The 26873-nt window shown below is 70.4% G+C and carries 24 protein-coding genes; 18 read left to right on the top strand and 6 right to left on the bottom strand.

Features of this window, described 5'->3' with window-relative positions; genetic code table 11:
* Window positions 1-125: 125 nt before the first annotated feature.
* Both ACFVUT_RS10535 and ACFVUT_RS10530 read right to left on the bottom strand, forming a co-directional pair.
* A complete protein-coding gene (locus ACFVUT_RS10535) occupies window positions 126-1814 on the bottom strand; it encodes a DUF6056 family protein (RefSeq protein WP_389645072.1) in 1689 nt (562 codons plus the stop codon).
* Between the two features lie 62 nt (window positions 1815-1876).
* Window positions 1877-3346: a glycosyltransferase gene (locus ACFVUT_RS10530; protein WP_389645070.1), complete on the bottom strand. Its 1470-nt coding sequence runs from the start codon at window positions 3344-3346 to the stop codon at window positions 1877-1879.
* A gap of 329 nt (window positions 3347-3675) precedes the next feature.
* On the opposite strand from ACFVUT_RS10530, the gene ACFVUT_RS10525 reads away from it, so the two are divergent.
* A complete protein-coding gene (locus ACFVUT_RS10525) occupies window positions 3676-3858 on the top strand; it encodes a hypothetical protein (RefSeq protein ID WP_389670943.1) in 183 nt (60 codons plus the stop codon).
* Window positions 3859-4027: 169 nt separating this feature from the next.
* On the opposite strand, the gene ACFVUT_RS10520 is transcribed toward ACFVUT_RS10525, so the two are convergent.
* Window positions 4028-4645, bottom strand: a complete 618-nt coding sequence (locus ACFVUT_RS10520) for a TetR/AcrR family transcriptional regulator (RefSeq protein ID WP_389645064.1) — start codon at window positions 4643-4645, stop codon at window positions 4028-4030.
* 97 nt (window positions 4646-4742) lie between these two features.
* Here ACFVUT_RS10520 and ACFVUT_RS10515 point away from each other — a divergent pair, with 97 nt between their 5' ends.
* The 15 genes from ACFVUT_RS10515 (at window position 4743) to ACFVUT_RS10445 (ending at window position 20303) form a co-directional block, all read left to right on the top strand.
* Complete coding sequence (locus ACFVUT_RS10515) at window positions 4743-6350, top strand: carboxyl transferase domain-containing protein (protein ID WP_389645061.1); 1608 nt, start codon at window positions 4743-4745, stop codon at window positions 6348-6350.
* A 7-nt stretch (window positions 6351-6357) separates the two neighbouring features.
* Window positions 6358-8448, top strand: coding sequence for an acetyl/propionyl/methylcrotonyl-CoA carboxylase subunit alpha (locus ACFVUT_RS10510; RefSeq protein ID WP_389645059.1), 2091 nt, complete (start codon window positions 6358-6360; stop codon window positions 8446-8448).
* Window positions 8445-9404 carry a hydroxymethylglutaryl-CoA lyase gene (locus tag ACFVUT_RS10505; RefSeq protein ID WP_389645056.1) on the top strand — a complete coding sequence of 320 codons (960 nt, stop codon included), beginning with the start codon at window positions 8445-8447 and terminating at the stop codon, window positions 9402-9404. The genes ACFVUT_RS10510 and ACFVUT_RS10505 overlap by 4 nt, the downstream gene beginning before the upstream one ends.
* 8 nt (window positions 9405-9412) lie before the next feature.
* The gene (locus ACFVUT_RS10500; protein ID WP_389645053.1) at window positions 9413-10579 is read left to right on the top strand and encodes an acyl-CoA dehydrogenase family protein; all 1167 of its coding nucleotides are present in this window, start codon (window positions 9413-9415) and stop codon (window positions 10577-10579) included.
* A 346-nt stretch (window positions 10580-10925) separates the two neighbouring features.
* A complete protein-coding gene (locus ACFVUT_RS10495) occupies window positions 10926-11372 on the top strand; it encodes an SRPBCC domain-containing protein (protein ID WP_389645049.1) in 447 nt (148 codons plus the stop codon).
* The gene (locus tag ACFVUT_RS10490) at window positions 11369-11737 is read left to right on the top strand and encodes an ArsR/SmtB family transcription factor (protein ID WP_389645046.1); all 369 of its coding nucleotides are present in this window, start codon (window positions 11369-11371) and stop codon (window positions 11735-11737) included. The genes ACFVUT_RS10495 and ACFVUT_RS10490 overlap by 4 nt, the downstream gene beginning before the upstream one ends.
* Window positions 11738-11749: 12 nt before the next feature.
* Window positions 11750-12232 (top strand): hypothetical protein, encoded by a 483-nt coding sequence (locus ACFVUT_RS10485; RefSeq protein WP_389645043.1) that lies wholly within the window; start codon window positions 11750-11752, stop codon window positions 12230-12232.
* 244 nt (window positions 12233-12476) lie between these two features.
* Window positions 12477-12746 carry a hypothetical protein gene (locus ACFVUT_RS10480; RefSeq protein ID WP_389645040.1) on the top strand — a complete coding sequence of 90 codons (270 nt, stop codon included), beginning with the start codon at window positions 12477-12479 and terminating at the stop codon, window positions 12744-12746.
* 60 nt (window positions 12747-12806) lie between these two features.
* On the top strand, window positions 12807-13448 hold the full coding sequence (locus ACFVUT_RS10475) for a GNAT family N-acetyltransferase (RefSeq protein ID WP_389645038.1): 642 nt from the start codon (window positions 12807-12809) through the stop codon (window positions 13446-13448).
* On the top strand, window positions 13445-13804 hold the full coding sequence (locus ACFVUT_RS10470) for a hypothetical protein (protein WP_389645036.1): 360 nt from the start codon (window positions 13445-13447) through the stop codon (window positions 13802-13804). Before ACFVUT_RS10475 ends, ACFVUT_RS10470 begins: the two co-directional genes overlap by 4 nt.
* Window positions 13805-13914: 110 nt before the next feature.
* Complete coding sequence (locus ACFVUT_RS10465; RefSeq protein ID WP_389645034.1) at window positions 13915-14769, top strand: siderophore-interacting protein; 855 nt, start codon at window positions 13915-13917, stop codon at window positions 14767-14769.
* A 402-nt stretch (window positions 14770-15171) separates the two neighbouring features.
* Window positions 15172-16620 (top strand): pyridoxal phosphate-dependent decarboxylase family protein, encoded by a 1449-nt coding sequence (locus ACFVUT_RS10460; RefSeq protein WP_389645031.1) that lies wholly within the window; start codon window positions 15172-15174, stop codon window positions 16618-16620.
* Window positions 16604-17881, top strand: coding sequence for a lysine N(6)-hydroxylase/L-ornithine N(5)-oxygenase family protein (locus ACFVUT_RS10455; RefSeq protein WP_389645029.1), 1278 nt, complete (start codon window positions 16604-16606; stop codon window positions 17879-17881). Before ACFVUT_RS10460 ends, ACFVUT_RS10455 begins: the two co-directional genes overlap by 17 nt.
* Window positions 17878-18531, top strand: coding sequence for a GNAT family N-acetyltransferase (locus tag ACFVUT_RS10450; protein WP_389645026.1), 654 nt, complete (start codon window positions 17878-17880; stop codon window positions 18529-18531). Before ACFVUT_RS10455 ends, ACFVUT_RS10450 begins: the two co-directional genes overlap by 4 nt.
* The gene (locus tag ACFVUT_RS10445; RefSeq protein WP_389645023.1) at window positions 18528-20303 is read left to right on the top strand and encodes an IucA/IucC family protein; all 1776 of its coding nucleotides are present in this window, start codon (window positions 18528-18530) and stop codon (window positions 20301-20303) included. Before ACFVUT_RS10450 ends, ACFVUT_RS10445 begins: the two co-directional genes overlap by 4 nt.
* A 254-nt stretch (window positions 20304-20557) precedes the next feature.
* On the opposite strand, the gene ACFVUT_RS10440 is transcribed toward ACFVUT_RS10445, so the two are convergent.
* Window positions 20558-22192: a beta-N-acetylhexosaminidase gene (locus ACFVUT_RS10440; protein ID WP_389645020.1), complete on the bottom strand. Its 1635-nt coding sequence runs from the start codon at window positions 22190-22192 to the stop codon at window positions 20558-20560.
* Between the two features lie 382 nt (window positions 22193-22574).
* Between ACFVUT_RS10440 and ACFVUT_RS10435 the strand changes: the two genes are divergently transcribed.
* Window positions 22575-22850 (top strand): hypothetical protein, encoded by a 276-nt coding sequence (locus ACFVUT_RS10435; protein WP_389645017.1) that lies wholly within the window; start codon window positions 22575-22577, stop codon window positions 22848-22850.
* Window positions 22851-22893: 43 nt separating this feature from the next.
* Window positions 22894-24723: a glutamine--fructose-6-phosphate transaminase (isomerizing) gene (gene glmS / locus ACFVUT_RS10430; RefSeq protein WP_389645014.1), complete on the top strand. Its 1830-nt coding sequence runs from the start codon at window positions 22894-22896 to the stop codon at window positions 24721-24723.
* A 157-nt stretch (window positions 24724-24880) separates the two neighbouring features.
* On the opposite strand, the gene ACFVUT_RS10425 is transcribed toward glmS, so the two are convergent.
* A complete protein-coding gene (locus tag ACFVUT_RS10425) occupies window positions 24881-25201 on the bottom strand; it encodes a hypothetical protein (protein WP_389645012.1) in 321 nt (106 codons plus the stop codon).
* A gap of 341 nt (window positions 25202-25542) precedes the next feature.
* A complete protein-coding gene (locus ACFVUT_RS10420; RefSeq protein WP_072489220.1) occupies window positions 25543-26064 on the bottom strand; it encodes a universal stress protein in 522 nt (173 codons plus the stop codon).
* Window positions 26065-26873: the final 809 nt, after the last annotated feature.

Genomic DNA, 26873 nt, shown 5'->3' with positions numbered 1-26873 from the left:
GGAGAGCGTGCGCGACGGACAGGCCGGCCGCCACGGAGAGCGTGCGCGACGGACAGGCCGGCCGCCGCGGAGAGCGTGCGCGACGGACAGGCCGGCCGCCACGGGGGCTCCGTCGCACCGGTTGCTCAGGGGAGCTGCGTCGAGTACGTGATCTTCTTGAGGTGGTAGTACTGGGCGACGCACTGCCCCGGCCACAGCGTCTTGCCGTGGTTGCCGAACGGCTCCAGCATCGAGCTGACCGAAACGGGTGTGTACGGAAGCACGCGGGCGCCGTGCGCCGCCTGGTCCCTCAGCCACCGGTCCTGGCGGTCCCAGCGCTGGGCACGCGCGTCCATCTGCGGTTCCAGCTGGCGCAGCGGGACCGCGAGACCGACGCAGACCGCGGCGCACACGGCTCCGGCGGCAACGGCCGCCACCGCGGGGATCCTCCGCTCGCGGCCGCGCAGCGCCCGTCCCAGCAGGGCCCCGGCGCCGACCAGGACCATCACGTACAGCAGGAGGAAGTCGCCCCAGATGCGCGACGAGGTCACCACGCTCGCGCCGAAGGCCGGTCGGGTGATGACGACGCAGAGGTATCCGGAGACCAGGAAGGCGAGGAATCCGGCGGCGACCGGGAGGAGGAGCGGCCTGCGCGGCAGGGGCTGCCCCTCCGCTCCCCGCTCACCCCGCACCATGACGCCCAGCAGGACGCCGACGGCGATCGCGCCCAGATACTGCCAGGTCGTGAAGATCGTCCCCAGGATCTCCCCGAACGCCCGCAGCGACGCGGACAGCGCCTCCGGGGTGACCATGGACGAGCTGTCGGCGCCGAACCGTCCACGCCGGGCGCGCGCACCGGGCGACAGGTACAGGATGATCGCCCCGACCGCGACCCCGGCGAAGGCGAGCAGGCACCAGTTCCGCGCAAGGGTCCGGCCGGGACCGGAAAGGACCCAGCGGCTCAGCAGCAGGGCCGTGGTCAGCACGACGAGCGCGACGACGGACGTCTCCTCCGACAGGGTGCCGATGAAGAGCCCGCCCACATAGGCGACGACCAGCGCGAAGCCGCGACCCCGCCCGGTCCGTGCCCGCAGCAGGGGAATCACGGCGGCGCAGGCCAGCACGGGTGCGACGGTGTGCGAGACGGAGGAGGCGGGCCAGTAGAACGTCTTGTACATGTTGGTCGTCGCGAGCAGGAACACCGCTGTCGTCATCGCCGCCACGAGCAGCGCGAGTCCGCGCGGCCCGGTCAGACGGGCCCGCTTGAGCGCGGAAGCGATCAGCGCCCAGAGGATGCCCAGCATGAGGACCCCGCTGACCACGGCGAACCACATGTGGCCGGCGACGCCGAAGGCCGCGTACGCGACGACGAGCAGCGCGTTGGCGACGCGTCCGTTGTCATGGAAGAAGAACTTCCCGATCATCCCGGAGACGCCCTCGTCGCGTACGACCGGGAGGAAGCACCAGTCGTCCGCACCCGGGCGGACCAGACGGCCGATCCAGAAAGCCGCGCCGAGCAGGGCGAGCGGCAGCAGGGTGAGGGCCGCGGTCCAGATCGTCACCCACCGGCCCCCGGGGGCCGGACGGGCCTCCGGCCGGGGGGATTCCTCGCTCTTCTCCCGGGCGTCGGCCCTCTTCTCGGCGTCGGTGTCGGTCTTCTCCTGGGCGTCGGCCTTCTTCTGGGCATCGGTGTCGGTCTTCTCCTGGGCGTCGGCCCTCTTCTCGGCGTCGGTGTCGGTCTTCTCCTGGGCGTCGGCCTTCTTCCGGGCGTCGGCCTTCTTCCGGGCGTCGGCCCTCTTCTGGGCGTCGGCGGATTTCGACGTGTCCGTGGTCATGCGCAGGGGTGCCCTTCGTGCGTTGCTCGCGTCGTACGCGTCGAGTGGTTCAGGCGGTGTGGTCAGGGTGTGGTGTGTCCGGCGCGGCTCTCGGCCGGCCCTGCGCCCCGCCCGGCCGGGGCGGCGCCGGAGTCGATGGCCCAGCGGGCGAGCAGGAACGAGAAGGGGGTGGCGAGGATTCCCGCTGCCACGGCGGCGATGTTCTTGTCCATGCCCAGCCCGCTGACGCCGAGGTAGAGCAGCACGCCGGTGAGCACGAGATTGACAACGCTCGACAGGGGATATCTGACGAGGGCGTGCCAGGTCGGTTTCGTTCGGCAGGTGATGTACGAGTTGAGAAGGAACGATCCCACGACGCTGACCGCATATCCGATGACGTGCGCGGTCAGATAGGGAATCCAGGTGTTCAACGAGACGTATACCGCGAGATATACCGCCGTGTTGATGACTCCGATCAGCGCGAAAGAGATGAACTGGCGCACGGTGCGGAACCTGGATGCCCCGAGTGCGGTCGATCCGGTGCGTCCCGCCGACGGCCTCTTCACCACGGGGGCGGACGGGCCCGAAGGGGGCCCTGCCGGAAGGTCGACCGGGGCGGTCCTCGGCGATTCGCTCGTCTCGCGCACCACGTAGTGCGGGCGGCGCTTCGCCTCGTAGTAGATGCGTCCCACATATTCGCCGATGACGCCGAGCGTGGCGAGCTGGATGCCGCCGAGCGCCACGACGGCGGTCAGCAGGGTGGTGTAACCGGGTACGCCGACCCCGTGCAGCGCGACTTGGGCGATGATCCACAGGGCGTACCCCAGTGCCGCCAGCGCGAGCGCGAGACCGGCGTGGATGGCCAGACGCAGGGGACGGCTGTTGAACGAGATCAGTCCGTCGATCCCGTAGTTGAGCAGGCGTCTGCCGCCCCACTTCGAGCGTCCCGCCGCACGCTCGATGTTCCGGTAGGTGAAGCTGGTGGTGTCGAAGCCGATCCAGGAGAAGATCCCCTTGGAGAACCGATTGGTCTCGGGCAGCGCGAGCACGGCGTCGACGGCGATGCGGGACAACAGCCGGAAGTCGCCCTCGCCGTCGACGACCTCCACGTCGACGCACCGGCCCATGGCCCGGTAGTAGGCGGCGCTGACCAGGGTGCGCAGGGCGCCTTCTCCCGCGCGGTCCCGCCGCGCGACGACCTGGTCGTATCCGCGCTGCCGCAACTCCAGCATGCGGGGCAGCAGTTCGGGCGGATGCTGAAGGTCGGCGTCCATGAGGACGACGGCGTCGCCGCGGGACATCCGCAGCCCCGCGAGCATGGCGGCCTCCTTGCCGAAATTACGGCTGAAGGAGGTGTAACGGACCCGCCGGTCCGCGGTGGCGAGCGAGCCGATCCGGGCCCTGGTCCGATCGCTGCTGCCGTCGTCGACATAACAGATCTCGAATGTCCGCCGAGTCGGTTCGAGCACGGAGATCAACGCACGATGAAATGCCTCGATCACCTCGTCCTCATTGAAACAGGGAACGACGACCGAAACCTGACATGTTTTCATTTAATTCCCCATCAGGCGTGGGCGCGACAGGTCGAACCATATGCCTGGGGGTCACCGCGACACTCCGACCGGAGGAGCCCGCCGGAGAAAACGAGGCGGAATTTGAGAAACCCCTCCCCGCTCGCCTGATTAATATGCTGAAAATTCTGTCAGAAATTGCACGTGCGCTCGGCACCGTCGGCGCGCCGGCGTTGCCGGAGTACGGCGAGCGGGACTGGACGGGACAGGACGGCCCGCACTGCGTCGCGCGCCACATCGCCCTCATGTCACGAACGGGCGGCCTGCTGGCATCCGGTGGTCATCAGCAGCGAGTGGAGAGGGACGGAACGATGAGCGCACAGCAGGAGACCGGCACGACGACCACGCACCGCGTTCTGATTCCGGGAGCGGGTTACGCGGGCCTGGCGGCGGCCGTACAGCTCGCGGCCAGGGTCGGGCGGCGCGAAGACGTGCGGGTGACCGTGCCGGGAGCCGAGGACCACGCGTACACGCTGAGCAGCGCCCAGGACTAGCGCAGACGGTGGAGCGTTCGGAGTCCGCGGTGCGGCAGACCGCGCACCGGGCCCGTGAACATGCGCGGGCCCGGCGACGACGCTCCGGTCCGACGGGCCGGACGTACGCACCCGGGACAACGCGGAGGGACATCGCGGAGGGACATCGCGGAGAACCCGTGCGGCCGGCTCAGGCGCGGGCCGCCGCCTCCAGCGCCCCGCGCGCCAGCCGGTGCAGCAGCGCCGCCGTGTCCGCGCGGTCCGGCTGCGCGCCGGGGCGGCCCAGGTGCGGGGTCGAGTTCAGCAGCCCGAAGACGGCGTGGACGGCCGCGCGGGCCTCGGGCTCGACCAGGTCCGGATACAGCTCGCGGACCACCGCGACCCACACCTCGACGTACTGCCGCTGGAGCTGCCGGACCCGCTTGCGGTCGGCCTCCCGGAGGCGGTCCAGCTCGCGGTCGTGGAGGGTGATCAGGGGGCGGTCGTCGAGGGCGAAGTCGATATGGCCCTCGATGAGCGCGTCGAGCAGGGCCTGCGGGGAGCTGTTCCCGCAGGCCGCGTCCTCCGACACGCGCAGCCGGCCGCCCGCCAGCAGGCGCTCGCTGATGCCGACCAGCAGCTCGGCGAGCATCGCGTCCTTGCCGGGGAAGTGCCGGTAGAGACCGGGACCGCTGATACCGACGGCGGCCCCTATCTCGTCGACACCGACGCCGTGGAAGCCGCGCTCGGCAAAGAGGCGGGCGGCCTCTCTGAGGATCTGCTCGCGGCGGGTGGGGGCCGCGACGCGGGCGGCGGCATGGGGGCTCATGAGGAATCATTCTAGACAGGCGGGTTAGCGGTCGTTAACCTGAAGGAGTTGTTAACGCTTATTAACTACTGCGGTACGGGCAAGGGGGCTCGACACGATGCAGCAGGCACCGGTGCTGGCGAGCGCGGCCGATCCCGCCTCCGAGGCCTGGCAGGCCAACGAGGCGGCGCATCACGCGCTCGCCGACGAGCTGCGCAAGCGGCTCGCCACGGCCAGGCTGGGCGGGGGTGAGAGGGCCCGCGCCCGGCATGTGGCGCGCGGCAAGCTGCTGCCCAGGGACCGGGTCGACACCCTGCTCGACCCCGGCTCCCCCTTTCTGGAGCTGGCCCCGCTGGCGGCCGAGGGGCTGTACGGGGGCGCCGCCCCGGCCGCCGGGGTGATCGCCGGGATCGGCCGGGTCAGCGGCCGGGAGTGCGTGATCGTCGCCAATGACGCGACCGTCAAGGGCGGCACGTACTACCCGATGACCGTGAAGAAACACCTCCGCGCCCAGGAGGTGGCGCTGGAGAACCGGCTTCCCTGCCTGTATCTCGTCGACTCGGGCGGCGCGTTCCTGCCGATGCAGGACGAGGTCTTTCCGGACCGGGAGCACTTCGGGCGGATCTTCTACAACCAGGCCCGGATGTCGGGCGCCGGGATCCCGCAGATCGCGGCGGTGCTGGGCTCGTGCACCGCGGGCGGGGCGTACGTCCCCGCGATGAGCGACGAGGCCGTGATCGTCCGCGGTCAGGGCACGATCTTTCTGGGCGGCCCGCCGCTGGTGAAGGCCGCGACCGGCGAGGTCGTGACGGCCGAGGAACTCGGCGGCGGCGAGGTGCACTCCCGTACGTCCGGGGTGACCGACCATCTCGCGGAGGACGACGCGCACGCGCTGCGGATCGTGCGGAACATCGTCGCCACCCTGCCGGAGCGCGGGCCGCTTCCGTGGTCGGTGCGGCCGGCCGAGGAGCCGAAGGTCGATGCCGCCGGGCTGTACGGGGCCGTCCCGGTGGACTCCCGCACACCGTACGACGTACGGGAGGTCATCGCCCGGGTGGTCGACGGCTCCCGGTTCGCCGAGTTCAAGGCGGAGTACGGCACGACGCTGATCACCGGCTTCGCCCGGATCCACGGCCATCCCGTCGGGATCGTCGCGAACAACGGCATCCTGTTCTCCGAGTCCGCCCAGAAGGGCGCCCACTTCATCGAGCTGTGCGACCAGCGCGGCATCCCGCTCCTCTTCCTGCAGAACATCTCGGGCTTCATGGTGGGGCGGGACTACGAGGCAGGCGGCATCGCCAAGCACGGCGCCAAGATGGTGACGGCGGTCGCCTGCACCCGGGTGCCGAAGCTGACCGTCGTGATCGGCGGGTCGTACGGCGCGGGCAACTACTCCATGTGCGGCCGGGCCTATTCGCCGCGCTTCCTGTGGATGTGGCCCAACGCGAAGATCTCCGTCATGGGCGGCGAGCAGGCCGCGTCCGTCCTCGCGACGGTCAAGCGCGACCAGCTGGGCGACGACTGGAGCGCGGCGGACGAGGAGGCCTTCAAGGCCCCGATCCGCGAGCAGTACGAGACCCAGGGCAACGCCTACTACGCCACGGCCCGCCTCTGGGACGACGGCGTGATCGACCCGATGGAGACCCGGCAGGTGCTGGGGCTCGCCCTGACCGCGTGTGCCAACGCCCCCTTGAGCGACGGCGGCTTCGGCGTCTTCCGGATGTGAGGAACAGATGACGATGTTCGACACCGTTCTCGTCGCCAACCGCGGCGAGATCGCGGTACGTGTCATCCGTACGCTGCGCGAGCTCGGCGTCCGCTCGGTCGCCGTCTTCAGCGACGCGGACGCGGACGCCCGGCACGTACGCGAGGCCGACACGGCGGTACGGATCGGCCCCGCGCCCGCCTCGATGAGCTATCTGAGCGTGCCCGCCCTGCTGGACGCGGCCCGTCGCACCGGCGCGCAGGCCGTCCACCCCGGGTACGGCTTCCTCGCCGAGAACGCGGGCTTCGCGCGGGCGTGCGCCGAGGCGGGGCTGACCTTCATCGGCCCGCCCGCATCGGCCATCGCGTTGATGGGCGACAAGATCCGCGCCAAGGAGACGGTCGCGGCGGCCGGGGTTCCGGTGGTGCCGGGCTCGGCCGGAAGCGGGCTCACCGATGCCCAGCTGGACACCGCGGCCCGCGAGATCGGGACGCCGGTACTGCTGAAGCCGTCGGCGGGAGGCGGCGGCAAGGGCATGCGGCTGGTGCGCGACGCGGCGCTGCTCGCGGACGAGATCGCGGCCGCCCGGCGCGAGGCCCGCGCCTCGTTCGGCGACGACACGCTGCTCGTGGAGCGGTGGATCGACCGCCCCCGTCACATCGAGATCCAGGTGCTGGCCGACACCCACGGCAACGTGATCCACCTCGGTGAGCGCGAGTGCTCGCTCCAGCGCCGCCACCAGAAGATCATCGAGGAGGCGCCGTCCGTCCTGCTCGACGAGGAGACCCGCGCGGCAATGGGCGCGGCGGCCGTCCAGGCGGCCCGCAGCTGCGGTTACGTCGGCGCGGGCACGGTGGAGTTCATCGTCCCGGGCAACGACCCCGCCTCGTACTACTTCATGGAGATGAACACCCGCCTCCAGGTCGAGCACCCGGTGACCGAACTGATCACCGGCCTGGATCTGGTGGAGTGGCAGCTCAGGGTCGCGGTGGGCGAGCGCCTGCCCTACGGGCAGCAGGACATCACGCTCTCCGGCCATGCGATCGAGGCCCGGATCTGCGCGGAGGACCCGTCCCGCGGCTTCCTGCCGGCCGGCGGCAGGGTGCTCGCACTGCACGAGCCGCAGGGCGACGGCGTGCGGACGGACTCCGGGCTCGGCACGGGCGGCGAGGTCGGCAGTCTGTACGACCCGATGCTGTCGAAGGTCATCGCGTACGGCCCCGACCGCGCCTCCGCCCTGCGCAGGCTGCGCGCGGCGCTCGCGGACACGGTGATTCTCGGCGTCCCGACGAACGCCGGTTTCCTGCGCCGGCTGCTCGCCCACCCGGCGGTGGCGGCGGGCGATCTGGACACCGGGCTGGTGGAGCGCGAGGTGGCCGGACTGGTGCCGGAGGGCGTGCCCGAGGAGGTGTACGCGGCGGCGGCGCTGCTGCGGCAGTCCTCGGCGGGCGCCTCCCCCGCGGACGCCGCCGGCTGGGTGGATCCGTTCTCCGTGCCGAGCGGCTGGCGGCTGGGCGGCACCCCGGCCCGTACCGTGCGCGATTTCCGGCTGCCGGGTCGTGACCCGGTGCAGGTCTCGCTGCGGTCCTGCCCGGCGGGCACCGAGCTGACGTTCGGCCACGTCGGGGAGGGCGCGCAGCCGCCGGAGCCCGCGACGGGCGCCTGCGGTCCGCTGGCCCCGATGCCCGGCGGCAGGGAAACGGCCAGGCTGATCGAGCTGTCCCCGCGCCGCCTCGTCCTCGAACTGGCCGGTATCACCCACACGTTCACCCACGCCGCGTCCCCGGAGGGTGTCTGGCTCGGCCGGGACGGCGACACGTGGCACGTCCAGGACCACGACCCGGTCGAGGCGTCGCTGGCCGGCGCCGCCCGCTCCGGGGCGGACACCCTCGCCGCGCCCATGCCCGGGACCGTCACCGTCGTGAAGGTCGCGGTCGGCGACGAGGTCGTGGCCGGTCAGAGTCTGCTCGTCGTGGAGGCGATGAAGATGGAACACGTCATCTCCGCCCCGCACGCCGGAACGGTGACCGAGCTGGATGTCACCGCCGGTGCCACGGTCGCCATGGACCAGATCCTGGCCGTGGTGGCTCCCGCCCCGGCTCCCGGGGAGGGCGCATGACACCCCGCACCCTGCCGATGACCGTGCCCGCCCAGGACCTGCCCCCGCGGGTACGCATCCATGAGGTCGGCGCCCGCGACGGGCTGCAGAACGAGAAGGCCGTCGTACCGACCGCGGTGAAGGCGGAGTTCATCCACCGCCTCGCCGCGTCGGGCCTGACCACCATCGAGGCGACCAGCTTCGTGCACCCGAAGTGGGTGCCCCAACTGGCCGACGCGGAGGACCTGTTCCCCCGCCTCGCCGACATCCGGGGCGTCGATCTGCCCGTGCTCGTACCGAACGAACGCGGCCTGGACCGGGCCCTGGCGCTCGGCGCCCGCCGGATCGCCGTGTTCGGCTCGGCGACGGAGACGTTCGCCGCGCGCAACCTCAACCGCACCGTCGACGAGTCGCTCGCCATGTTCGAGCCCGTCGTCGCCCGGGCCAAGGCCGAGAAGGTGCATGTGCGCGGCTACCTGTCGATGTGCTTCGGCGATCCGTGGGAGGGGCCCGTCGCCGTCCACCGGGTCGTCCGGGTCGCCAAGGCGCTGATGGACCTCGGCTGCGACGAACTCTCCCTCGGCGACACCATCGGCGTCGCCACGCCCGGCCACGTGCAGGACCTGCTCTCCGAGCTGAACGAGGAGGGTGTGCACACCAACACCATCGGTGTGCACTTCCACGACACGTACGGGCAGGCCCTCTCCAACACCCTTGCCGCGCTCCAGCACGGTGTGACCACCGTGGACGCCTCGGCGGGCGGCCTCGGCGGCTGTCCGTACGCGAAGAGCGCGACCGGAAACCTCGCCACCGAAGATCTCGTGTGGATGCTCGAAGGCCTCGGCATCGAGACCGGGGTCGACCTCGACGCGCTCACCGCCACCAGCGTGTGGCTCGCCGAACAGCTGGGCCGACCCAGCCCGTCCCGTACCGTCCGCGCGCTCGCGGTGCGGTCGACACAGTCCCACAAGGAGTGACACCTGCCATGTCCCCCAACCACCGGCTGTCCGCCGAGCACGAGGAACTCCGCCGCACCGTCGAGGAGTTCGCGCACGAGGTGATCGCGCCGAAGATCGGCGACTTCTACGAGCGCCATGAGTTCCCGTACGAGATCGTGCGGGAGATGGGACGGATGGGCCTGTTCGGACTGCCGTTCCCGGAGGAGTACGGCGGCATGGGCGGCGACTACCTCGCCCTCGGCGTCGCCCTGGAGGAGCTGGCCCGGGTCGACTCGTCCGTGGCGATCACCCTGGAGGCCGGGGTCTCGCTCGGCGCGATGCCGGTCTACCACTTCGGCACGCAGGAGCAGAAGGAGCGGTGGCTGCCGAAGCTCTGCTCGGGCGAGGCGCTCGGCGCGTTCGGCCTCACCGAGCCGGACGCCGGCTCGGACGCGGGGGGCACCCGCACGACGGCGGTGCGCGACGAGGCCGCGGGCGAGTGGGTGATCAACGGCTCCAAGTGCTTCATCACCAACTCCGGTACGGACATCACGGAACTGGTCACGGTCACGGCGGTGACCGGCCGCAAGGAGAACGGCAACCCGCTCATCTCCGCGATCATCGTGCCGTCCGGCACCCCCGGTTTCACGGTCGCCGCCCCGTACTCCAAGGTCGGCTGGAACGCCTCGGACACCCGCGAACTGTCCTTCACCGACGTCCGCGTCCCGCTGGAGAACCTGCTGGGCGAGGAGGGCTGCGGCTACGCCCAGTTCCTGCGCATCCTGGACGAGGGGCGGATCGCCATCGCCGCCCTGTCCACGGGCCTGGCGCAGGGCTGTGTGGACGAGTCGGTGAAGTACGCCAAGGAGCGCCACGCCTTCGGCAGGCCGATCGGTGCCAACCAGGCCATCCAGTTCAAGATCGCGGACATGGACATGCGGGCCCACATGGCCCGCATCGGCTGGCGCGACGCGGCATCACGCCTGATCGCGGGCGAGCCGTTCAAGAAGCAGGCGGCGATCGCGAAGCTGTACTCGTCGACGGTCGCGGTGGACAACGCCCGCGAGGCGACCCAGATCCACGGCGGCTACGGCTTCATGAACGAGTACCCGGTGGCCCGGATGTGGCGCGACTCCAAGATCCTGGAGATCGGTGAGGGCACGAGCGAGGTACAACGGATGCTGATCGCGAGGGATTTGGGCCTGCCGGTGTGACAGGAGGCGGGGTGGGCCGGGCGGGCGATCATCTCGTCGCGCCCGGCCCGCCGCCTTCCCCTCTCCGGCACTTCTGACGGGGCAGGGGACAGCCCTTAGTGGTTAGCTGCGGAAGTCCTTCGGGGGTTGACGCGGCGGTTGGTCCCGTGGGCGAGGTACGCAGGCGCGCCGACCGCTGGTGGGACGCGATCATTACGGTATTTGAGCAGCCTTACGGCCCTCACCCAGCCCCTCTCCGTCATCACCAACCAACGATGACCACCCAGGTGCAACCTTTGGGTTGCACCTAGGTGGTCGACGTGCAACTCTGGGGTTGCATCCGATGGTGACGGTGAAGGAGTTCCTCATGAGCGAGGACCGGATCGAACGCGAAACCCTGATCGCAGCACCCCTGGAGGGGGTCTGGTCGCTGGTGGCCCAACCCGGGTTCTGGGTGGCCGACAAGGCGAGCCTGCCCGGCACCGTGGCCAAGGAAGGCGAGTCGATGATGGCGAGGAACGCCGAGCACGGCGACTTTCCGGTGCGCGTGGAGAAGGTCGAGCCGCCCACGTATTTGGCGTATCGCTGGACCAGCGCGTTCCCCGGAGAAGAGCTGCGCGAGGACAACAGCACCCTCGTGGAGTTCACGTTGACCCCGGAAGGCGACCAGACGCGGCTGCGCGTCGTCGAGAGCGGGTTCGCGGCGCTGGCCGGGTCCGAGGAGCTGCGCAGCCAGAACCTGAAGGACCACACCGAAGGCTGGCCCCTGGAGCTCGGCGCGCTCAAGACACGCGCCGAACAGCCCTCCACGTGACGGAAGAACGTCCCGGCGTCGCCGAGGTCGTCGACAGCGTCCTCGGTGCGCTGGCCGACCCGACGCGACGTCAACTGCTTGACCTGCTCGCCGCACAGGGCGAGGCCACTGCCACGACCCTCGCCGAACGGCTTCCCGTCTCGCGGCAGGCGGTGGTCAAGCACCTCGCCGTCCTGGATTCCGCCGGGCTGGTTTCCGGCGGCCGGGTCGGACGCGAGGTGCGGTATGCAGTGCGGCCCGCGGCGCTGGACACGACGGCACGGTGGATGACCTCGCTCACGGCCTACTGGGACCGGAGGTTGGCGAACATCAAACGCGTCGCTGAGGCAGCGGAGCGGGATTCGAGTTCGACACGCCCCGAATGAAGGAGGCACGCTATGGACACGACAGTACTTCGCAGCGCCTACGGCAGGTTGCTCGACGCGGCGGCCATCCCCGACCTCGGCGACGCGGACGATGGAGGATGGAACGCCGACCAGATACTGGCCCATCTCCTCAGCGTCGACGCCTCGATCGCAGCCGTTGCTCTGGACATCGTCGCCGGCTCGCGGCCCACCTTCGACAACCGGATCTCCCTCGACACCTGGAACCTTGACCGGATCATCACCGAGCACTCAGGTCGGGCGGACCTGATTGATCATGTCCGGAGCCAGGCCACCGTCCTGTGCGACATCGCCGATCAGCTCAACGAGGAAGCCGCCTCGGTTCCAGTGCCGTCGCTCCTCCTGTCCAATGACGCACTCGTGCTGGACCAGCCGATTCCGCTGGCAAGCCTCATCGATGGCCTCGCCGAAGACCACGTGCCCGTGCATACGCAACAGCTCCTCGATCTTCGCGTCGCCGCCCCTGGGCACGCCTGAAGGCGGCGCCTGAGTCGAACATCGGGCGCCCGGTCCCCCGGTCTCCCCTCAAGGGCCGACTGCGTGGACCGGGCCGCTCTACCGCACAGCGCTCTGCAGGCACATGTCGACGCATATGCCTCGCAGAAATACGTAGTTCTGCCAGGCCACGCCCAGCGGTCGAGAGGTGTCCGTGCCCGTTGCCACCGCATGCCCGATAGCCCTGGCTGCCACTTCCGGAGCCGACCACTTGGTGTGGCGGCCCATGGGTGCTGCGATTATCACCGTCGTGCTGGCGCTTTCCGGGTATCTCGTGACGTATCTGAACAGTCTGCGGCTCACACCACGCCAGGAGCGCCTGACGCGCGTGAACCGTCAGCTGAGCAAGTTCTACGGCCCCCTCCTTGCGCTGACCGAGATCAACTGCCGGGTGTACAGAGCCTTCTCGGAACGGCATCCCCGACCCGACGACCGGTCGCCCCTTCAGCACGGGCCGGACGACCGCCCTGCTGGGACACCGTCGACGTCGCGGTAACCCATTGGGATGACCACTAAATAGCTCGACGCGCACCGGATGTTCCGCAAGAGTCCGTACATGAAGCCGCAGCACTGGCCCCTGTACGGGCTCCGCCTCCGCACGCCCCGTCTGGAACTGCGGGTTCCGGACCTGGAGTTGCTGGACGATCTCGCGTCGGTCGCCGCCGAGGGGGTGCACGCTCCGGACGCCATGCCGTTCACGGTCCCCTGGACCGACGTGCCGCCCACCGAGCGCGGCAGGGCCGTGTTCCAGCACGTGCTGGCCACCGTCGCCGACTGGTCGGTACAGGACTGGGCGCTGAGCCTCGCCGTGCTGCACGAGGGCAAGGTGGTCGGACGTCAGGACATGACGGCGAAGGACTTCGCCGTGACCCGTGAGGTCAGCAGCGGGTCGTGGCTGGGTCTGGCCCATCAGGGTCGGGGCATCGGCACCGAGATGCGGGCCGCCGCCCTGCATCTCGCCTTCGCGGGGCTCGGGGCCCGGAGCGCGGTCTCGGCCGCCATGATCGACAACCCGCGCTCGCTGAGCGTCTCGCGCCGGCTCGGATATCTGCCGGACGGGCTGGAGGTCGCCGCGGTACGGGGTGCGCCCGTCACTCTGCAGCGGCTGCGGCTGGACCGTGCCCGCTGGAAGGAGTGCCGGGCCGTCGAGGTGAGCATCGAGGGGCTCGACCGCTGCCGCGAGGAGTTCGGGGCGTGACGCTGACGGTGCATACGTTCACGTACGACGAGGACTGTCAGTCACCTCTCCTCGACGACCCCGAGGACGGCGGCAACCTGGCCGGGACCGAGATCTGCCGGACCTCCCTGTGGGGATCGGATGCCGCACGGGCGCTCGGCGCCCGGTTCTTCCCTGAGCCGGCCACCGGCAATCCGCACGTGGAGCCGGAGGACGTCGACGACTTCCTCGACGAGTGCGCGCTGCTGCGCCGGGACGCCGCGGTACTCGCCGGAGGTGGCGGCGACCGGCAGGACCACGTGGTGGCCCGGCTGGCCAACATCACCGCGGCCGCCCTGCGGGCCCGGGCCGTGGGCGGCGGGGTGCTCATCCGGTGAACGGCCCCCCGGGGCCCCTCGATTGAACGATGAGGTTAGGCTAACCTTCCTTCGAACGCACCGGCGGCCGGTCTCCGGCTACGCCTCCGGTTCCCGGGAGGAGCCCCCGCATGACGACATCCGTCGCACCCCCCATCGCCCCCTTCCAGTTCTTCGATCTGGCCGTCCTGCGCACCCGGAGACTCGGGCCCTCCATGCTCCGGGTCACCTTCGGCGGCCCGGGGCTCGACGGCTTCGCCGCCGGGGGGCGCGACCAGAGCCTGTCGCTGTTCCTGCCGCACCCCGGCCAGCCGGAACCAGTCGTTCCGGTCGATGAGGGCGGCAATTGGTTCGCCGCCTGGCGCTCGCTTCCGGACAACGTACGGGCCGTCATGCGCTCGTACACCGTGCGCGCCCAGCGCAGCACCCCCGACGGGGCGACCGAGATCGACATCGACTTCGCCCTGCACGGGGACGGCGGGCCCGCCTGCCGCTGGGCCGCAGCCGCCTCCCCCGGCGATCCGCTGAAGGCGCTGGGCCCGGCCGTCGAGGACAACACGGCCGTCCGCTTCCGCCCTCCCGAGGACACGGACTGGGTGCTGATCTGGGCCGACGAGACCGCACTGCCCGCCGCGTCCGCCGCCCTGGAGTGGCTGCCGGCCGGCACAAAGGCCCGAGTCTGGCTGGAGATCCAGCACATCGAGGACCGCCAGGCCCTCAACACCGCGGCCCAGGCCCGGATCACCTGGCTCGTGAAGGACGAGGGCGCGCCCACCGCAGTGGAGGCCGTCCGGGCGGCACAACTGCCCGAAGGGAGGCCGTACGTCTGGATCGCGGGAGAGTCGTCGCAGGTACGGGCGCTGCGCCACCACCTCGTACAGGAGCGCCGGTTCGACCGCAGACGCGTGACGTTCGTCGGCTACTGGCGCCGAGGCATGAGCGAGGAGCAGGCACGCGAGGCGGCGACGGCGGGCGCACAGGCGTAGCAGGCGGCCAGCCACCGGCACACGGGGCACCGACCAGCCACCGACCCCCGGGTCACCGGCCGGCCACCAGCCACCAGCACGCGGGCCGTCGGGCCGCCGCCGTCACACGGACCACCGTCGTTGCACGGGCCACCGACCCGGCCGCCGGCACAGCCGTCGCCCCCCGGGCATGCGGCGGCCCGTCGCGCCCACCGGGGCGCGGGCCGCTCCCCGGTGGCCCCCGCACGACCCACCGGCCGAAAGCGGCCACACGCACATACGAATCGGACAACCTCCGCGCTCAGGAGTAGGGGAGGCTCGACAGAAAGTTAGGTTAGGCTACCCTAACTTCGACATCGGCTCTCGCCCCTCTTCCTGCCCTGAGGGCCGATGAAGTTTCCCCGCATCCGGGAGGACCCCTTCATGCGTTCGCACCTGCTCAACGACACGACCGCGGAGCATTACCGACGCTCCGTGACCGCAGGAGTCGAACGGGTCGCAGCGAAACTCGCCGCCACGGAACGGCCGTTCACCGGGGTCTCCGTCGACGAGCTGGCTCCTGTCGTGGACGCGATCGATCTGGACCGGCCCCTGGGCGACGCGTCCGCCGCCCTCGACGAGCTCGACCGCGTCTACCTCCGCGACGCCGTCTACTTCCACCACCCCCGCTACCTGGGCCACCTCAACTGCCCGGTCGTCATCCCCGCCGTCCTCGGCGAAGCCGTGCTCTCGGCCGTCAACTCCTCGTTGGACACCTGGGACCAGAGTGTGGGCGGCACTCTCATCGAGCGGCGCCTGATCGACTGGACCGCGGCGCGGATCGGGCTCGGTCCGGCCGCCGACGGCATCTTCACCAGCGGCGGCACCCAGTCCAACCTCCAGGCCCTGCTGCTCGCCCGCGAGGAGTCCAAGACCTCGCCGCGCCACTTCACACGGCTGCGCATCTTCACCTCCGAATGCAGCCACTTCAGCGTGCAGAAGTCGGCGAAACTCCTCGGTCTCGGACCGGACTCGGTCGTCGCCGTCCCCGTCGACCACAACAAGCGCATGCAGACCGTGGCCCTGGCCCGCGCGCTGGAGCAGTGCGTCGCCGAGGGTGCCGTCCCGATGGCGGTCGTCGCCACCGCGGGCACGACCGACTTCGGTTCCATCGACCCGCTGCCCGAGATCGCCGCACTGTGCGAGCAGTTCTCCACCTGGCTGCACGTCGACGCCGCGTACGGCTGCGGGCTGCTGGCCTCCCGCACGCGCCGCCCCCTCCTCGACGGCATCGAGCACGCCGACTCGGTCACCGTGGACTACCACAAGTCCTTCTTCCAGCCGGTGAGTTCATCCGCCGTACTGGTCCGCGACCGGGCAACTCTGCGCCATGCCACGTACCACGCCGAATACCTCAACCCGCAGCGGATGACCGCCGAGCGCATCCCCAACCAGGTGGACAAGTCGCTCCAGACCACCCGCAGATTCGACGCCCTGAAACTGTGGATGACGCTGCGCGTCATGGGCGCGGACGGCATCGGCGAGCTCTTCGACGAGGTCTGCGACCTGGCCGCCGAGGGCTGGCGGCTGCTCGCCACCGATCCGCGTTTCGACGTCGTCGTCGAGCCCCAGCTGTCCACGCTCGTGTTCCGCTACATCCCGACCGGCATCACCGCGCCCGCCGAGACCGACCGGGCCAATCTCCACGCCCGCAAGGCGCTCTTCGCCTCCGGCGAGGCCGTGGTCGCCGGTACGAAGGTCGGCAGCCGCCAGTACCTGAAGTTCACCCTCCTCAACCCCGAAACGACCGCGCAGGACATCTCCGCGGTACTCGACCTGATCGCCGGCCACGCCGAGCAGTACCTGGGAGACTCCCTTGACCGCGCTTCCTGAACCCCATGACTTCATCGGTATCGGGCTCGGCCCCTTCAACCTCGGGCTCGCCTGTCTGACCGAGCCGATCGACGAGCTGAACGGGGTGTTCCTGGAGTCCAAGTCCGACTTCTCATGGCACTCCGGAATGTTCCTCGACGGGGCCCACCTCCAGACGCCCTTCATGTCGGACCTGGTCACGATGGCCGACCCGACCTCGCCGTACTCCTTCCTGAACTACCTGAAGGAACGCGGGCGCCTGTACTCCTTCTACATCCGGGAGAACTTCTACCCGCTGCGGACCGAGTACAACGACTACTGCCGCTGGGCCGCCGCCAAACTCGGCAGCATCCACTTCGACACGGCCGTCGAGTCGGTCACGTACGACGAGGACGCGGCGCTCTACACCGTCAGCACCTCCACCGGCGGCGTCTTCCGGGCCCCCCGGCTCGTCCTCGGCACCGGCACTCCCCCGTACATCCCGGACGCCTGCCAGGACCTGGGCGGCGACTACCTGCACAACTCCCGCTACCTGGAAGGAAAGGCCGCACTCCAGGCGAAGGAGTCCATCACCCTCGTCGGCAGCGGGCAGAGCGCGGCGGAGATCTACTACGACCTGCTCTCCGAGATCGACGTGCACGGCTACCGGCTCAACTGGGTGACGCGCTCGCCGCGGTTCTTCCCGCTGGAGTACACCAAGCTGACGCTGGAGATGACCTCGCCGGAGTACGTCGACTACTTCCACGCCCTGCCCGAGGAGACCCGCTACCGGCTGGAGTCCGGACAGAAGGGCCTCTTCAAGGGCATCGACGGCACGCTGATCGACGCGATCTTCGACCTGCTCTACCAGAAGAACCTGCCCGGCCCCGTCGCGACCCGGCTGCTCACCAACTCCTCGCTCGAAACCGCGCGTTACGAGGAGAGCAGCGGTACGTACACGCTGGGTCTGCGCCAGGAGGAGCAGGGCAAGGACTACACCCTCACCACCGAGGGGCTGATCCTCGCCACCGGCTACCGCTACCGCCCGCCGGCGTTCCTCAAGGGCATCCACGACCGGCTGCGCCGGGACGGCCGCGGCCGCTTCGACGTGGCCCGCAACTACTCCATCGACACCACCGGGCACGGTGTCTTCCTGCAGAACGCGGGCACGCACACCCACTCGGTCACCTCGCCCGACCTGGGCATGGGCGCCTACCGCAACGCGTACATCATCGGCGAACTGCTCGGTCGCGAGTACTACCCCGTCGAGAAGTCCATAGCCTTCCAGGAGTTCGCCGTATGAGCCGCACGAGCCCGCAGGGCCACGCCCAGGACCACGCGCACGACCACGCGCAGGACCAACCGCACCACCCGCAGGACCTGCCGCACGACCACCCGGGGGCCGCCGACGCCGTCCTCGGCACGTTCTCCGTCCGCGCCCTCGACCTCTCCTCCGACGCCGAGCTGGTGCACGGCTGGGTCACCCACCCCAAGGCCGCCTTCTGGCTGATGGGCGACGCCCGGCTGGAGGACGTCGAGCGGGAGTACATGGCGATCGCCGCCCACCCGCACCACGAGGCCTTCATCGGACTGCACGACGGGAGGCCCGCCTTCCTGATGGAGCGGTACGACCCCGCCGAGGTCGAGCTCAAGGGCCTGTACGAGGCCGAGCCCGGCGACATCGGGATGCACTTCCTGGTCGCCCCCACCGACACCCCGCTGCACGGCTTCACGCTCGCCGTGATCACCGCCGTGATGGGAGAGCTGTTCGCCGACCCGTCCGTACGCCGGGTCGTCGTCGAACCCGACGTACGCAACAGCGCGGTGCACGCCCTCAACAAGGCGGTCGGCTTCGAGGTCCTGGGCGAGATCGCCAAGCCCGAGAAGAACGCCCTGCTCAGCGCCTGTACGCGGGAGCAGTTCACCGCGGCGACCGGTGGGGGTGCCCGATGACCTCCCTCCTCGCCGACGTCGCCCATCTCACCCCCGAGCGCTGGGCCACCGCCAACCGGCTACTGATCCGCAAGGCGCTCGCCGAGTTCAGCCACGAGCGCCTGCTGGTCCCGGCGCCGCTCGGCGACGGGCACTACTCGGTCCGCAGCGACGACGCGGCCACCGAGTACCGCTTCACCGCGCGGCTCTTCGCCCTCGACCACTGGCAGGTCGAGGCCGACTCCATCACCCGCCACCGGTACGGGTCAGAACTCCCCCTGGACGCCGGAGAGTTCTTCGTCGAACTGCGCTCCACGCTCGGCCTCTCGGCGGAGATCCTGCCGGTCTACCTGGAGGAGATCACCTCCACACTGGCCGGCACCGCGTACAAGCTGACGAAGCCGCCCACCACCTCCGCGGAGCTGGTCCGTGCCGGGTTCCAGGCGATCGAGACCGGCATGACCGAGGGCCACCCCTGCTTCGTCGCCAACAACGGACGGCTCGGCTTCGGCGTGGACGAATACCGTGCGTACGCCCCCGAGGCGGCGGCCGACATCCGTCTGGTCTGGCTCGCCGCCCGCCGCGACCGCGCCACCTTCACGGCGGGCACCGGGCTCGACTACGCGTCGCTGATCGAGGACGAGCTGGGCGGGGAGACTCTGGGCCGGTTCGCGGCCACCATGACGGGCCTCGGACTCGACCTCGACGACTACCTGCTGATCCCCGTCCACCCCTGGCAGTGGTGGAACAGACTGGCCGTCACCTTCGCCGGGGAACTCGCGCAGCGACACCTCGTCTGCCTGGGCGAGGGCGACGACACCTACCTGGCTCAGCAGTCCATCCGCACCTTCTTCAACACCAGCAACCCGGACCGGCACTACGTCAAAACGGCACTGTCCGTCCTCAACATGGGCTTCATGCGCGGACTCTCCGCCGCGTACATGGAGGCCACACCCGCGATCAACGACTGGCTGGCCGAGCTGATCGGGCGCGACGAGGTGCTGCGCGAGGCCCGCTTCTCGATCATCCGCGAGCGGGCGGCCGTCGGCTACCACCACCGGACGTACGAGGCGGCCACCGCCAAGGGCTCCCCGTACCTGAAAATGCTGGCGGCGCTGTGGCGGGAGAGCCCCGTCCCGGGCCTGGCCCCCGGCGAGCGGGTCGCGACCATGGCCTCGCTGCTCCACACCGACCACGAGGGCGCGTCCGTCGCCGCCGCGCTGATCGCCGAGTCGGGTCTGGCGCCCGCGGTGTGGCTGCGGCATTACCTGGACGCGTACCTGGTGCCGGTGCTGCACAGCTTCTACGCCTACGACCTGGTGTTCATGCCGCACGGCGAGAACGTCATCCTGGTCGTCGAGGACGGGGTCGTACGGCGCACGGTCTTCAAGGACATCGCCGAGGAGATCGCGGTCATGGATCCCGACGCGGTGCTGCCGCCGCAGGTCGAGCGGATCCGGGCCGAGGTCCCCGAGGACATGAAACTGCTCTCGGTCCTCACCGACGTCTTCGACTGCTTCCTGCGCTTCCTGGGGGCGGGGCTGGCGCACGAGGGCGTACTCGACGAGGAGGCGTTCTGGCAGACGGTCGCCGAGTGCGTCACCGGGTACCAGGAGTCGGTGCCGTACCTCGCCGAGAAGTTCAAGCAGTACGACATGTTCGCCGAGGAGTTCGCGCTGTCCTGCCTCAACCGGCTGCAACTGCGGAACAACAAGCAGATGGTCGACCTGACCGACCCCTCGGGCGCACTGCAGCTGGTCGGCACGCTGAAGAACCCGATCGCACGGTTCTAGGCCGCTGTCCCAGCGCCACCAGGCCGCTGCCCCTGCGCCCCGGACGGACCGGCGCCCCGGACGGACCGGGACGCCGGCGCCGCACGGGACGCCGGCGCCGCACGGGACGCCGGCGCCGCACGGGACGCCGGCGCCGCACGGGACGCCGGCGCCGCACGGGACGCCGGCGCCGTGCGGTTCCGGGCAGCCGTCCCGGGGCGCCGGTGCCGTCCGGCGACCGCGAACACCGCGGTCGGCGGGCGGCACCGGTCACCTCACCGCGCGGCCCAGGGAACCTCGGGCGCGCGGTAGTAGTTCACGCCGAGCGCCGAGAGCCTCGGCCCCTGCGCGCCCAGCCGCACCTTGTACGCGTCCCAGTCGTGCGTGGACGCGGGCGACCAACCCAGCTCCGCCACCCCGGGCAGCCTGGGGAAGGCCATCTGTTCGATCGCGTCGCTGTCGGTCAGGGTCTCCGACCAGAGCGGTGCCTCGACGCCGAGGACCGCCTCCTGCGGGGCGCCGTCCAGGTACGTCGCCGGGTTCCAGTCGTACGCGCGCCGGACGGAGACGTAACCGGCCCACGCCAGGCCCAGCTTCGTGTCCTTGTCGTACTTCATGTCGAGGTAGCTCCGGTCCGCCGGGGACAGCACGAGCTTCGTGCCGTTCACGGCAGCGGCCACCACCTGCTCGCGCTCGGCCGCGCCCGTCCGGTCGTAGCCCCAGTACTGGGCGATCGCGCCCTTCACCGGCGTGCCCCCGGTCAGCTGGTGCCAGCCGATCACCGTCTTGCCGTACCTGCCGACGACGGCCTGCGCCTTGTCCATGAAGGCCACGTAGTCGTCGTGGCTGGTGGAGTGCGCCTCGTCGCCGCCGATGTGGAGGTAGCGGCCGGGAGTGAGCGCGGCCAGCTCCCGCACCACGTCGTCCACGAAGTCGTACGTGACGGCCTTCGGGACGCACAGCGAGCTGAAACCGACGCTCGTGCCGGTGTAGAGCGGCGGCGCGACACCGTCGCAGTTCAGCTCCGCGTACGAGGCGAGTGCCGCGTTGGTGTGGCCCGGCAGATCGATCTCCGGGACGACCTCCAGATAGCGGGAGGAGGCGTACCGGACGATCTCCTTGTAGTCGCTCTTCGTGTAGTGGCCGCCCGGTGTGCCGCCGACCTCCGTCTGCCCGCCGTACGTGGCGAGCCGCGGCCAGGAGTCGATGGCGATCCGCCAGCCCTGGTCGTCGGAGAGATGGAGATGCAGCGTGTTCATCTTGTATAGGGCCAGCTGGTCGATGTAGCGCTTGACCTCGGCGACGGAGAAGAAGTGCCGGGAGACGTCCAGCATCGCGCTGCGGTACGCGTAGCGCGGCGCGTCCCTGATCGTGCCTCCCGCGACCTTCCACGGGCCCTTCTGACGGCTGTTCTTCTCCACGTCGGCCGGAAGCAGCTGACGCAGCGTCTGGACGCCGTGGAAGAGCCCTGCCGGGCCGCGTGCGGTGATGGTGACGGAGCCGCGGCCCGACGTCAGGGTGTAGCCCTCGGCGCCCGCCCCGCGGTCGTGTGGATCGAGCCGGAGCCGGATGCCGTCGCCACCGCGGCCGGTGACCGGCAGGGCGTATCCCGTGGACGGGCGCAGCACGCCCGCCAGGTAGTCGCCGATCCTCCGGGCCTCGCGGGAGTCGCCCTCGACACGGATCCGGGTGCGCGCGGTGATGGTGTACGGAGAGCCGCCGGGCTTCGCCTCGGCGGGCGCGGGCAGTATCTGCCCGAGGGGACGGGGTGAGGGGGCGGCGGCCGGGTCGCTGCTCGCCGCCTGCGTCGCCGATGCCGTGCCGACACCGGAGATGCCGGCCGCTGTGACGAGCAGCAGCGAGCCGAGAAGACGGGGAAGGGCGGTGCGCTGTGTCCTGTGCGGTCTCACAAGCCGGTCCCTTTCAACGGGTTCACACCTGCGGATCTCCTGTCCGAACCTCACCATGCGTGTCGACAGACCTACGCACGGTCGAGATGCAGACCACCTCCCCCTTATCCGGCCGGGAAAATCTCCCTCGTGGCGGAAACAACCCGGCGCGACGACACCCGGACCTCCGACGGCCGGGCGCGCGGCACTCCACGCCGCGCCCCGCCCGTACCTCGCCCGTGCCTCGCCTGCTTCCCGCCCGCGCCCCGTCTGCTTCCCGCCCGCTCCCCGGCCTGCCCACGGAACGCGCTCCGGACCCGTCCGAGAGCGCAATCACACCCACTCCTGCCCGATATCGGGCAGAATTGTTGCGTAAGCGCCCCGTCCACCGCAGTATCGACGCGTGCCCGAACGCCGCTCGTCGCATGACGACCTCATCGATCACCTGGTGCGCAGCACCGCGCTCCAGCGCGGCGAAGCCGCCCGGGTGATCCTTGACGTGCTGGCGTACTTCGACGAGACGACCGACGACTTCGTCCGCCGCCGCCACCGTGAACTGCAGTCCGGCGGCCTGGTGAACCCGGAGATCTTCGAGCGGATCGCGGCCGAGCTGCCGCACCGGGCGGTCGCGCCGCCGGAGCTCTCGCTCCGCCAGCTGCGCCGCATCGTCTACGGCTGAACAACGGGCACCACAGGTACGTCGATGGAGGGGCAGAGACTTTATGTGCGGAATCGTCGGATATATCGGTAGGCGTGATGTGGCTCCGCTGCTGCTGGAAGGGCTGCAGCGGCTGGAGTACCGGGGCTATGACTCCGCGGGCATCGTCATCACCGGCAAGGCGTCGGCCGGGAAGCCCGCCGCCCTGAAGACGGTCAAGGCGAAGGGCCGGGTCCGCGAGCTGGAGGCCCGTATTCCCAAGCGCTTCGCCGGCACCACCGGTATCGCCCACACCCGCTGGGCGACCCACGGCGCCCCGAGCGACGAGAACGCGCACCCGCACCTGGACGCCGACCAGAAGGTCGCCGTCGTCCACAACGGCATCATCGACAACGCCTCCGAGCTCCGCGCGAAGCTCGTCGCCGACGGCATCGTCTTCCTCTCGGAGACCGACACCGAGGTGCTGGTCCACCTGATCGCCCGCGCCCAGGCCGAGACCCTGGAGGAGAAGGTCCGCGAGGCGCTGCGCTCGGTCGAGGGCACGTACGGCATCGCCGTCCTGCACGCCGACTTCAACGACCGCATCGTGGTCGCCCGCAACGGCTCCCCGGTCGTGCTCGGCATCGGCGAGAAGGAGATGTTCGTCGCCTCCGACGTCGCCGCGCTGGTCGCCCACACCCGCCAGGTCGTCACGCTCGACGACGGCGAGATGGCCACGCTCAAGGCCGACGACTTCCGCACGTACACGACGGAGGGCTCGTCCACGACGGCCACGCCCACCACCGTGGAGTGGGAGGCCGAGTCGTACGACATGGGCGGCCACGAGACGTACATGCACAAGGAGATCTCCGAGCAGGCGGACGCCGTCGACCGGGTGCTCCGCGGGAGGATCGACGACCGGTTCGCCACCGTGCACCTCGGCGGTCTCAACCTGGACGCCCGCGAGGCGCGCGGAGTCCGCCGGATCAAGATCCTCGGCTGCGGCACCTCGTACCACGCGGGTCAGATCGGCGCACAGCTGATCGAGGAGCTGGCCCGCATCCCGGCGGACGCCGAGCCCGCCTCCGAGTTCCGCTACCGCAACCCGGTCGTCGACCCCGACACCCTGTACGTCGCGGTCTCCCAGTCCGGTGAGACGTACGACGTGCTGGCCGCCGTCCAGGAGCTCAAGCGCAAGGGTGCCCGGGTGCTCGGGGTCGTCAACGTGGTGGGGTCGGCGATCGCCCGGGAGGCCGACGGCGGTACGTACGTGCACGCCGGTCCCGAGGTCTGCGTCGTCTCCACCAAGTGCTTCACGAACACGGTCGTCGCGTTCGCCCTGCTCGCCCTGCACCTGGGCCGGATCCGGGACCTGTCGGTCGCCGACGGCAAGCGGATCATCGAGGGACTGCGCAGGCTGCCCGCCCAGATCAGCGAGATCCTGGCGAACGAGGACGAGATCAAGAAGCTGGCCGCGGAGTACGCGGACGCCAAGTCGATGATGTTCATCGGCCGGGTGCGGGGCTACCCCGTCGCCCGGGAGGCCTCGCTGAAGCTCAAGGAGGTCTCGTACATCCACGCGGAGGCGTACCCCGCCTCCGAGCTGAAGCACGGGCCGCTGGCCCTGATCGAGCCCGCCATGCCGACGGTCGCGATCGTGCCGGACGACGACCTGCTGGAGAAGAACCGCGCCGCGCTGGAGGAGATCAAGGCCCGCGAGGGCCGCATCCTCGCCGTGGCCCACCAGGTGCAGGAGAAGGCCGACCACACCATCGTCGTGCCGAAGAACGAGAACGAGCTGGACCCGATCCTGATGGGCATCCCGCTCCAGCTCTTCGCGTACCACACGGCGCTGGCCATGGGCCGCGACATCGACAAGCCGCGCAACCTGGCGAAGTCCGTCACCGTCGAGTAGGCGTTCTCACGTCTCGTAGGCGTTCTCACGTCTCGCGCGGGCCGTCCCCGGCAGAGCGGCCCCGTACCCACCGCCACCGCGGGTACGGGGCCGCTCCCGTGGGGGCCGGTGCCTCCCCTTGGCGCACCGGCCCGGCCGCTGCCTCAGCCGGTGGCCGTCACTCCTCGGCCGGCAGCGCCGTAAGCCAGTGGGCCGGCGCGGCCGTCGCTCCGTACCGGGCGGCAGGACCGGACACCGTGGCAAGCCGGCCGCCCGCCCACCCCAGGCTCCCGCTGTCGGCGAACTGCCCGACGCCCAGGAGCAGCAGGGCGAGGAACAGCAGCGCGTACGTCCCCTGCGCGAGCGAGACGGCGTCGGCCGCCGTCACACCGTCCACGACCCCGGTGTGACCGATACCGAACGCCAACAGCGTGAGACCCAGGGCGAGATGGCCGAGGGCAGCGGTGCCGGCGCTTCCCGCAGAGACGTCATTGTCCACGGCGGGCTCCCTCCACATGCGGTGATCCCGCTCTCCCAGTGACCCTTATGTACCCTTCACAAGCGCACAATCCACCTCTGCGCATCGAGATTGCCGGTTTCCACAGACGAGTTGACGCCATGTCGGCCACGGAGCGTCGCAACCGACACCAAGAGTGACGGGGGTGCCGGAGATGACGGAGATGGCGGGGGTGACGGCGACGACAGGGATGACCGGAGGCCACGCGGGCGAGGAGAGGGGCGACGCGGGCAACAGGAGTGCGGGGGGCGAAGGGGGCGCGAGGGGTGAGGGGGCGCGGGAAGAAGGGGTGTGACGGCAGGGGCGTTCGGAATGGTGAAAGGTCAGGGAATGACGACGACCGGGCGCTGGGCGCGCCGTGCGAGACGCCCCGCCACCGAGCCGAAGATGCGGCCGACGATGCCGTGTGTGGACCCGACGACGATGGCGTCGGCCGAGTACTCCCGGCCGACCTCCTCCAGCTCGTGGCAGATGTCCCCGCCGCGCTCGACGAGCACCCAGGGAACCTCGGAGAGGTAGTCCGCGCAGGCGAGCTCCAGGCCGAGCACCTCCGTGCGGTGATCGGGCACATCGACGAAGACGGGCGGTTCACAGCCCGCCCAGACCGTGGTCGGCAGCCGATTGGCGACATGGACGATGATCAGGCCGGAACCTGATCTTCGGGCCATGCCGATGGCGTATGCGAGGGCGCGCTCACTGGAGGTCGAGCCGTCGAAGCCGACCACGACCCCGTGCCGGAACGCGGGATCGCAGGAATGACGTGTTTCTTCGACCGCCTGCGGGTCCGACATGGGGTCGGCTACCTGCTTGCGGTCGGCGGGTTCGGGGATTTCGTGACCGGCCATCGGTGTCTCGGCGAAGAGAGTCCTCGTGAGGAGAGCGACGTGGGGAAGGTGTGTCTACGGGCGGTGTTGCGGTGTCCGGGAATCATCTTCCCAACCCCTTACCCCCAAGGGTACGGCGCCACTCCTCCACTGCCCAGACCCACGCAAAGCGCGTGCGACGTTTCACGGAGCATGCCCGAGGCGGACCCGTATGGCAATGCCGGTTGCGCCGTACATCGACGCAGAGGGGGCCTGACGGCCCCGCTGGGCGACCGGAAGGGGCCGCATCCGCCCTCCGCTCCGCCACGCCCCGGGGCCCCGCACCCCGGGGCGGGTCACCGCCGCGCCGTCGACCGCCGGACCGATGACCGACCCCCAGGAGTCACGCCGCGCCCGCCGCGGCCCGCCCGCCCCGCCCGGAACCGTCCGCCCGGCCGCGGAGCGACACCGGCCCGCCGGACGACGCCCCGGCACCCGCCGGCGCCGCCGCGGCCTTCCACGCGATCGGCCGCTCAACCTGCCGAGGGGCGCAAAGAAGCAGCCGCACATCGGGGTTGTGCGCCGGTCGAATGACCAAATCACGTATGCACAACCGTCTATTTTCAGCCAACTTCACCCCCCTGTCACCTCCTTACCGAATTGGCCGATCAACCCCCTTGCCACCAGGCAGGAAGAGACCGCACGGTACGCTTCCACCCGACGGGGACGGGCCATCAAGGCGAGGCGCACTTCCCTGCACGGCCGACGAGTGAAACCCTTCGTGATCGAACGCTTCCCGCCAAGTTGCCTTGTCGACATAACGCCGGTTGGTGAACTTGTCACGCCGGCAC

The organism is Streptomyces sp. NPDC058051 (genome assembly GCF_042885475.1).
Lineage (GTDB): Bacteria > Actinomycetota > Actinomycetes > Streptomycetales > Streptomycetaceae > Streptomyces.
Note: the sequence above shows the minus strand (reverse complement) of the source record. Positions and strands in the feature narration are given on the sequence as shown.

Excerpts from the sequence above, each read along its gene's own strand:
- ACFVUT_RS10480 (WP_389645040.1), top strand. The coding sequence starts at position 12,477 with ATGGGTGCTGCGATTATCACCGTCGTGCTGGCGCTTTCCGGGTATCTC.
- ACFVUT_RS10505 (WP_389645056.1), top strand. The coding sequence starts at position 8,445 with ATGACACCCCGCACCCTGCCGATGACCGTGCCCGCCCAGGACCTGCCC.
- ACFVUT_RS10475 (WP_389645038.1), top strand. The coding sequence starts at position 12,807 with ATGAAGCCGCAGCACTGGCCCCTGTACGGGCTCCGCCTCCGCACGCCC.
- ACFVUT_RS10530 (WP_389645070.1), bottom strand. The coding sequence starts at position 3,346 with ATGAAAACATGTCAGGTTTCGGTCGTCGTTCCCTGTTTCAATGAGGAC.
- glmS (WP_389645014.1), top strand. The coding sequence starts at position 22,894 with ATGTGCGGAATCGTCGGATATATCGGTAGGCGTGATGTGGCTCCGCTG.
- ACFVUT_RS10515 (WP_389645061.1), top strand. The coding sequence starts at position 4,743 with ATGCAGCAGGCACCGGTGCTGGCGAGCGCGGCCGATCCCGCCTCCGAG.
- ACFVUT_RS10465 (WP_389645034.1), top strand. The coding sequence starts at position 13,915 with ATGACGACATCCGTCGCACCCCCCATCGCCCCCTTCCAGTTCTTCGAT.
- ACFVUT_RS10445 (WP_389645023.1), top strand. The coding sequence starts at position 18,528 with ATGACCTCCCTCCTCGCCGACGTCGCCCATCTCACCCCCGAGCGCTGG.
- ACFVUT_RS10450 (WP_389645026.1), top strand. The coding sequence starts at position 17,878 with ATGAGCCGCACGAGCCCGCAGGGCCACGCCCAGGACCACGCGCACGAC.
- ACFVUT_RS10485 (WP_389645043.1), top strand. The coding sequence starts at position 11,750 with ATGGACACGACAGTACTTCGCAGCGCCTACGGCAGGTTGCTCGACGCG.
- ACFVUT_RS10510 (WP_389645059.1), top strand. The coding sequence starts at position 6,358 with ATGACGATGTTCGACACCGTTCTCGTCGCCAACCGCGGCGAGATCGCG.
- ACFVUT_RS10460 (WP_389645031.1), top strand. The coding sequence starts at position 15,172 with ATGCGTTCGCACCTGCTCAACGACACGACCGCGGAGCATTACCGACGC.
- ACFVUT_RS10500 (WP_389645053.1), top strand. The coding sequence starts at position 9,413 with ATGTCCCCCAACCACCGGCTGTCCGCCGAGCACGAGGAACTCCGCCGC.
- ACFVUT_RS10495 (WP_389645049.1), top strand. The coding sequence starts at position 10,926 with ATGAGCGAGGACCGGATCGAACGCGAAACCCTGATCGCAGCACCCCTG.
- ACFVUT_RS10520 (WP_389645064.1), bottom strand. The coding sequence starts at position 4,645 with ATGAGCCCCCATGCCGCCGCCCGCGTCGCGGCCCCCACCCGCCGCGAG.
- ACFVUT_RS10535 (WP_389645072.1), bottom strand. The coding sequence starts at position 1,814 with ATGACCACGGACACGTCGAAATCCGCCGACGCCCAGAAGAGGGCCGAC.
- ACFVUT_RS10420 (WP_072489220.1), bottom strand. The coding sequence starts at position 26,064 with ATGGCCGGTCACGAAATCCCCGAACCCGCCGACCGCAAGCAGGTAGCC.
- ACFVUT_RS10525 (WP_389670943.1), top strand. The coding sequence starts at position 3,676 with ATGAGCGCACAGCAGGAGACCGGCACGACGACCACGCACCGCGTTCTG.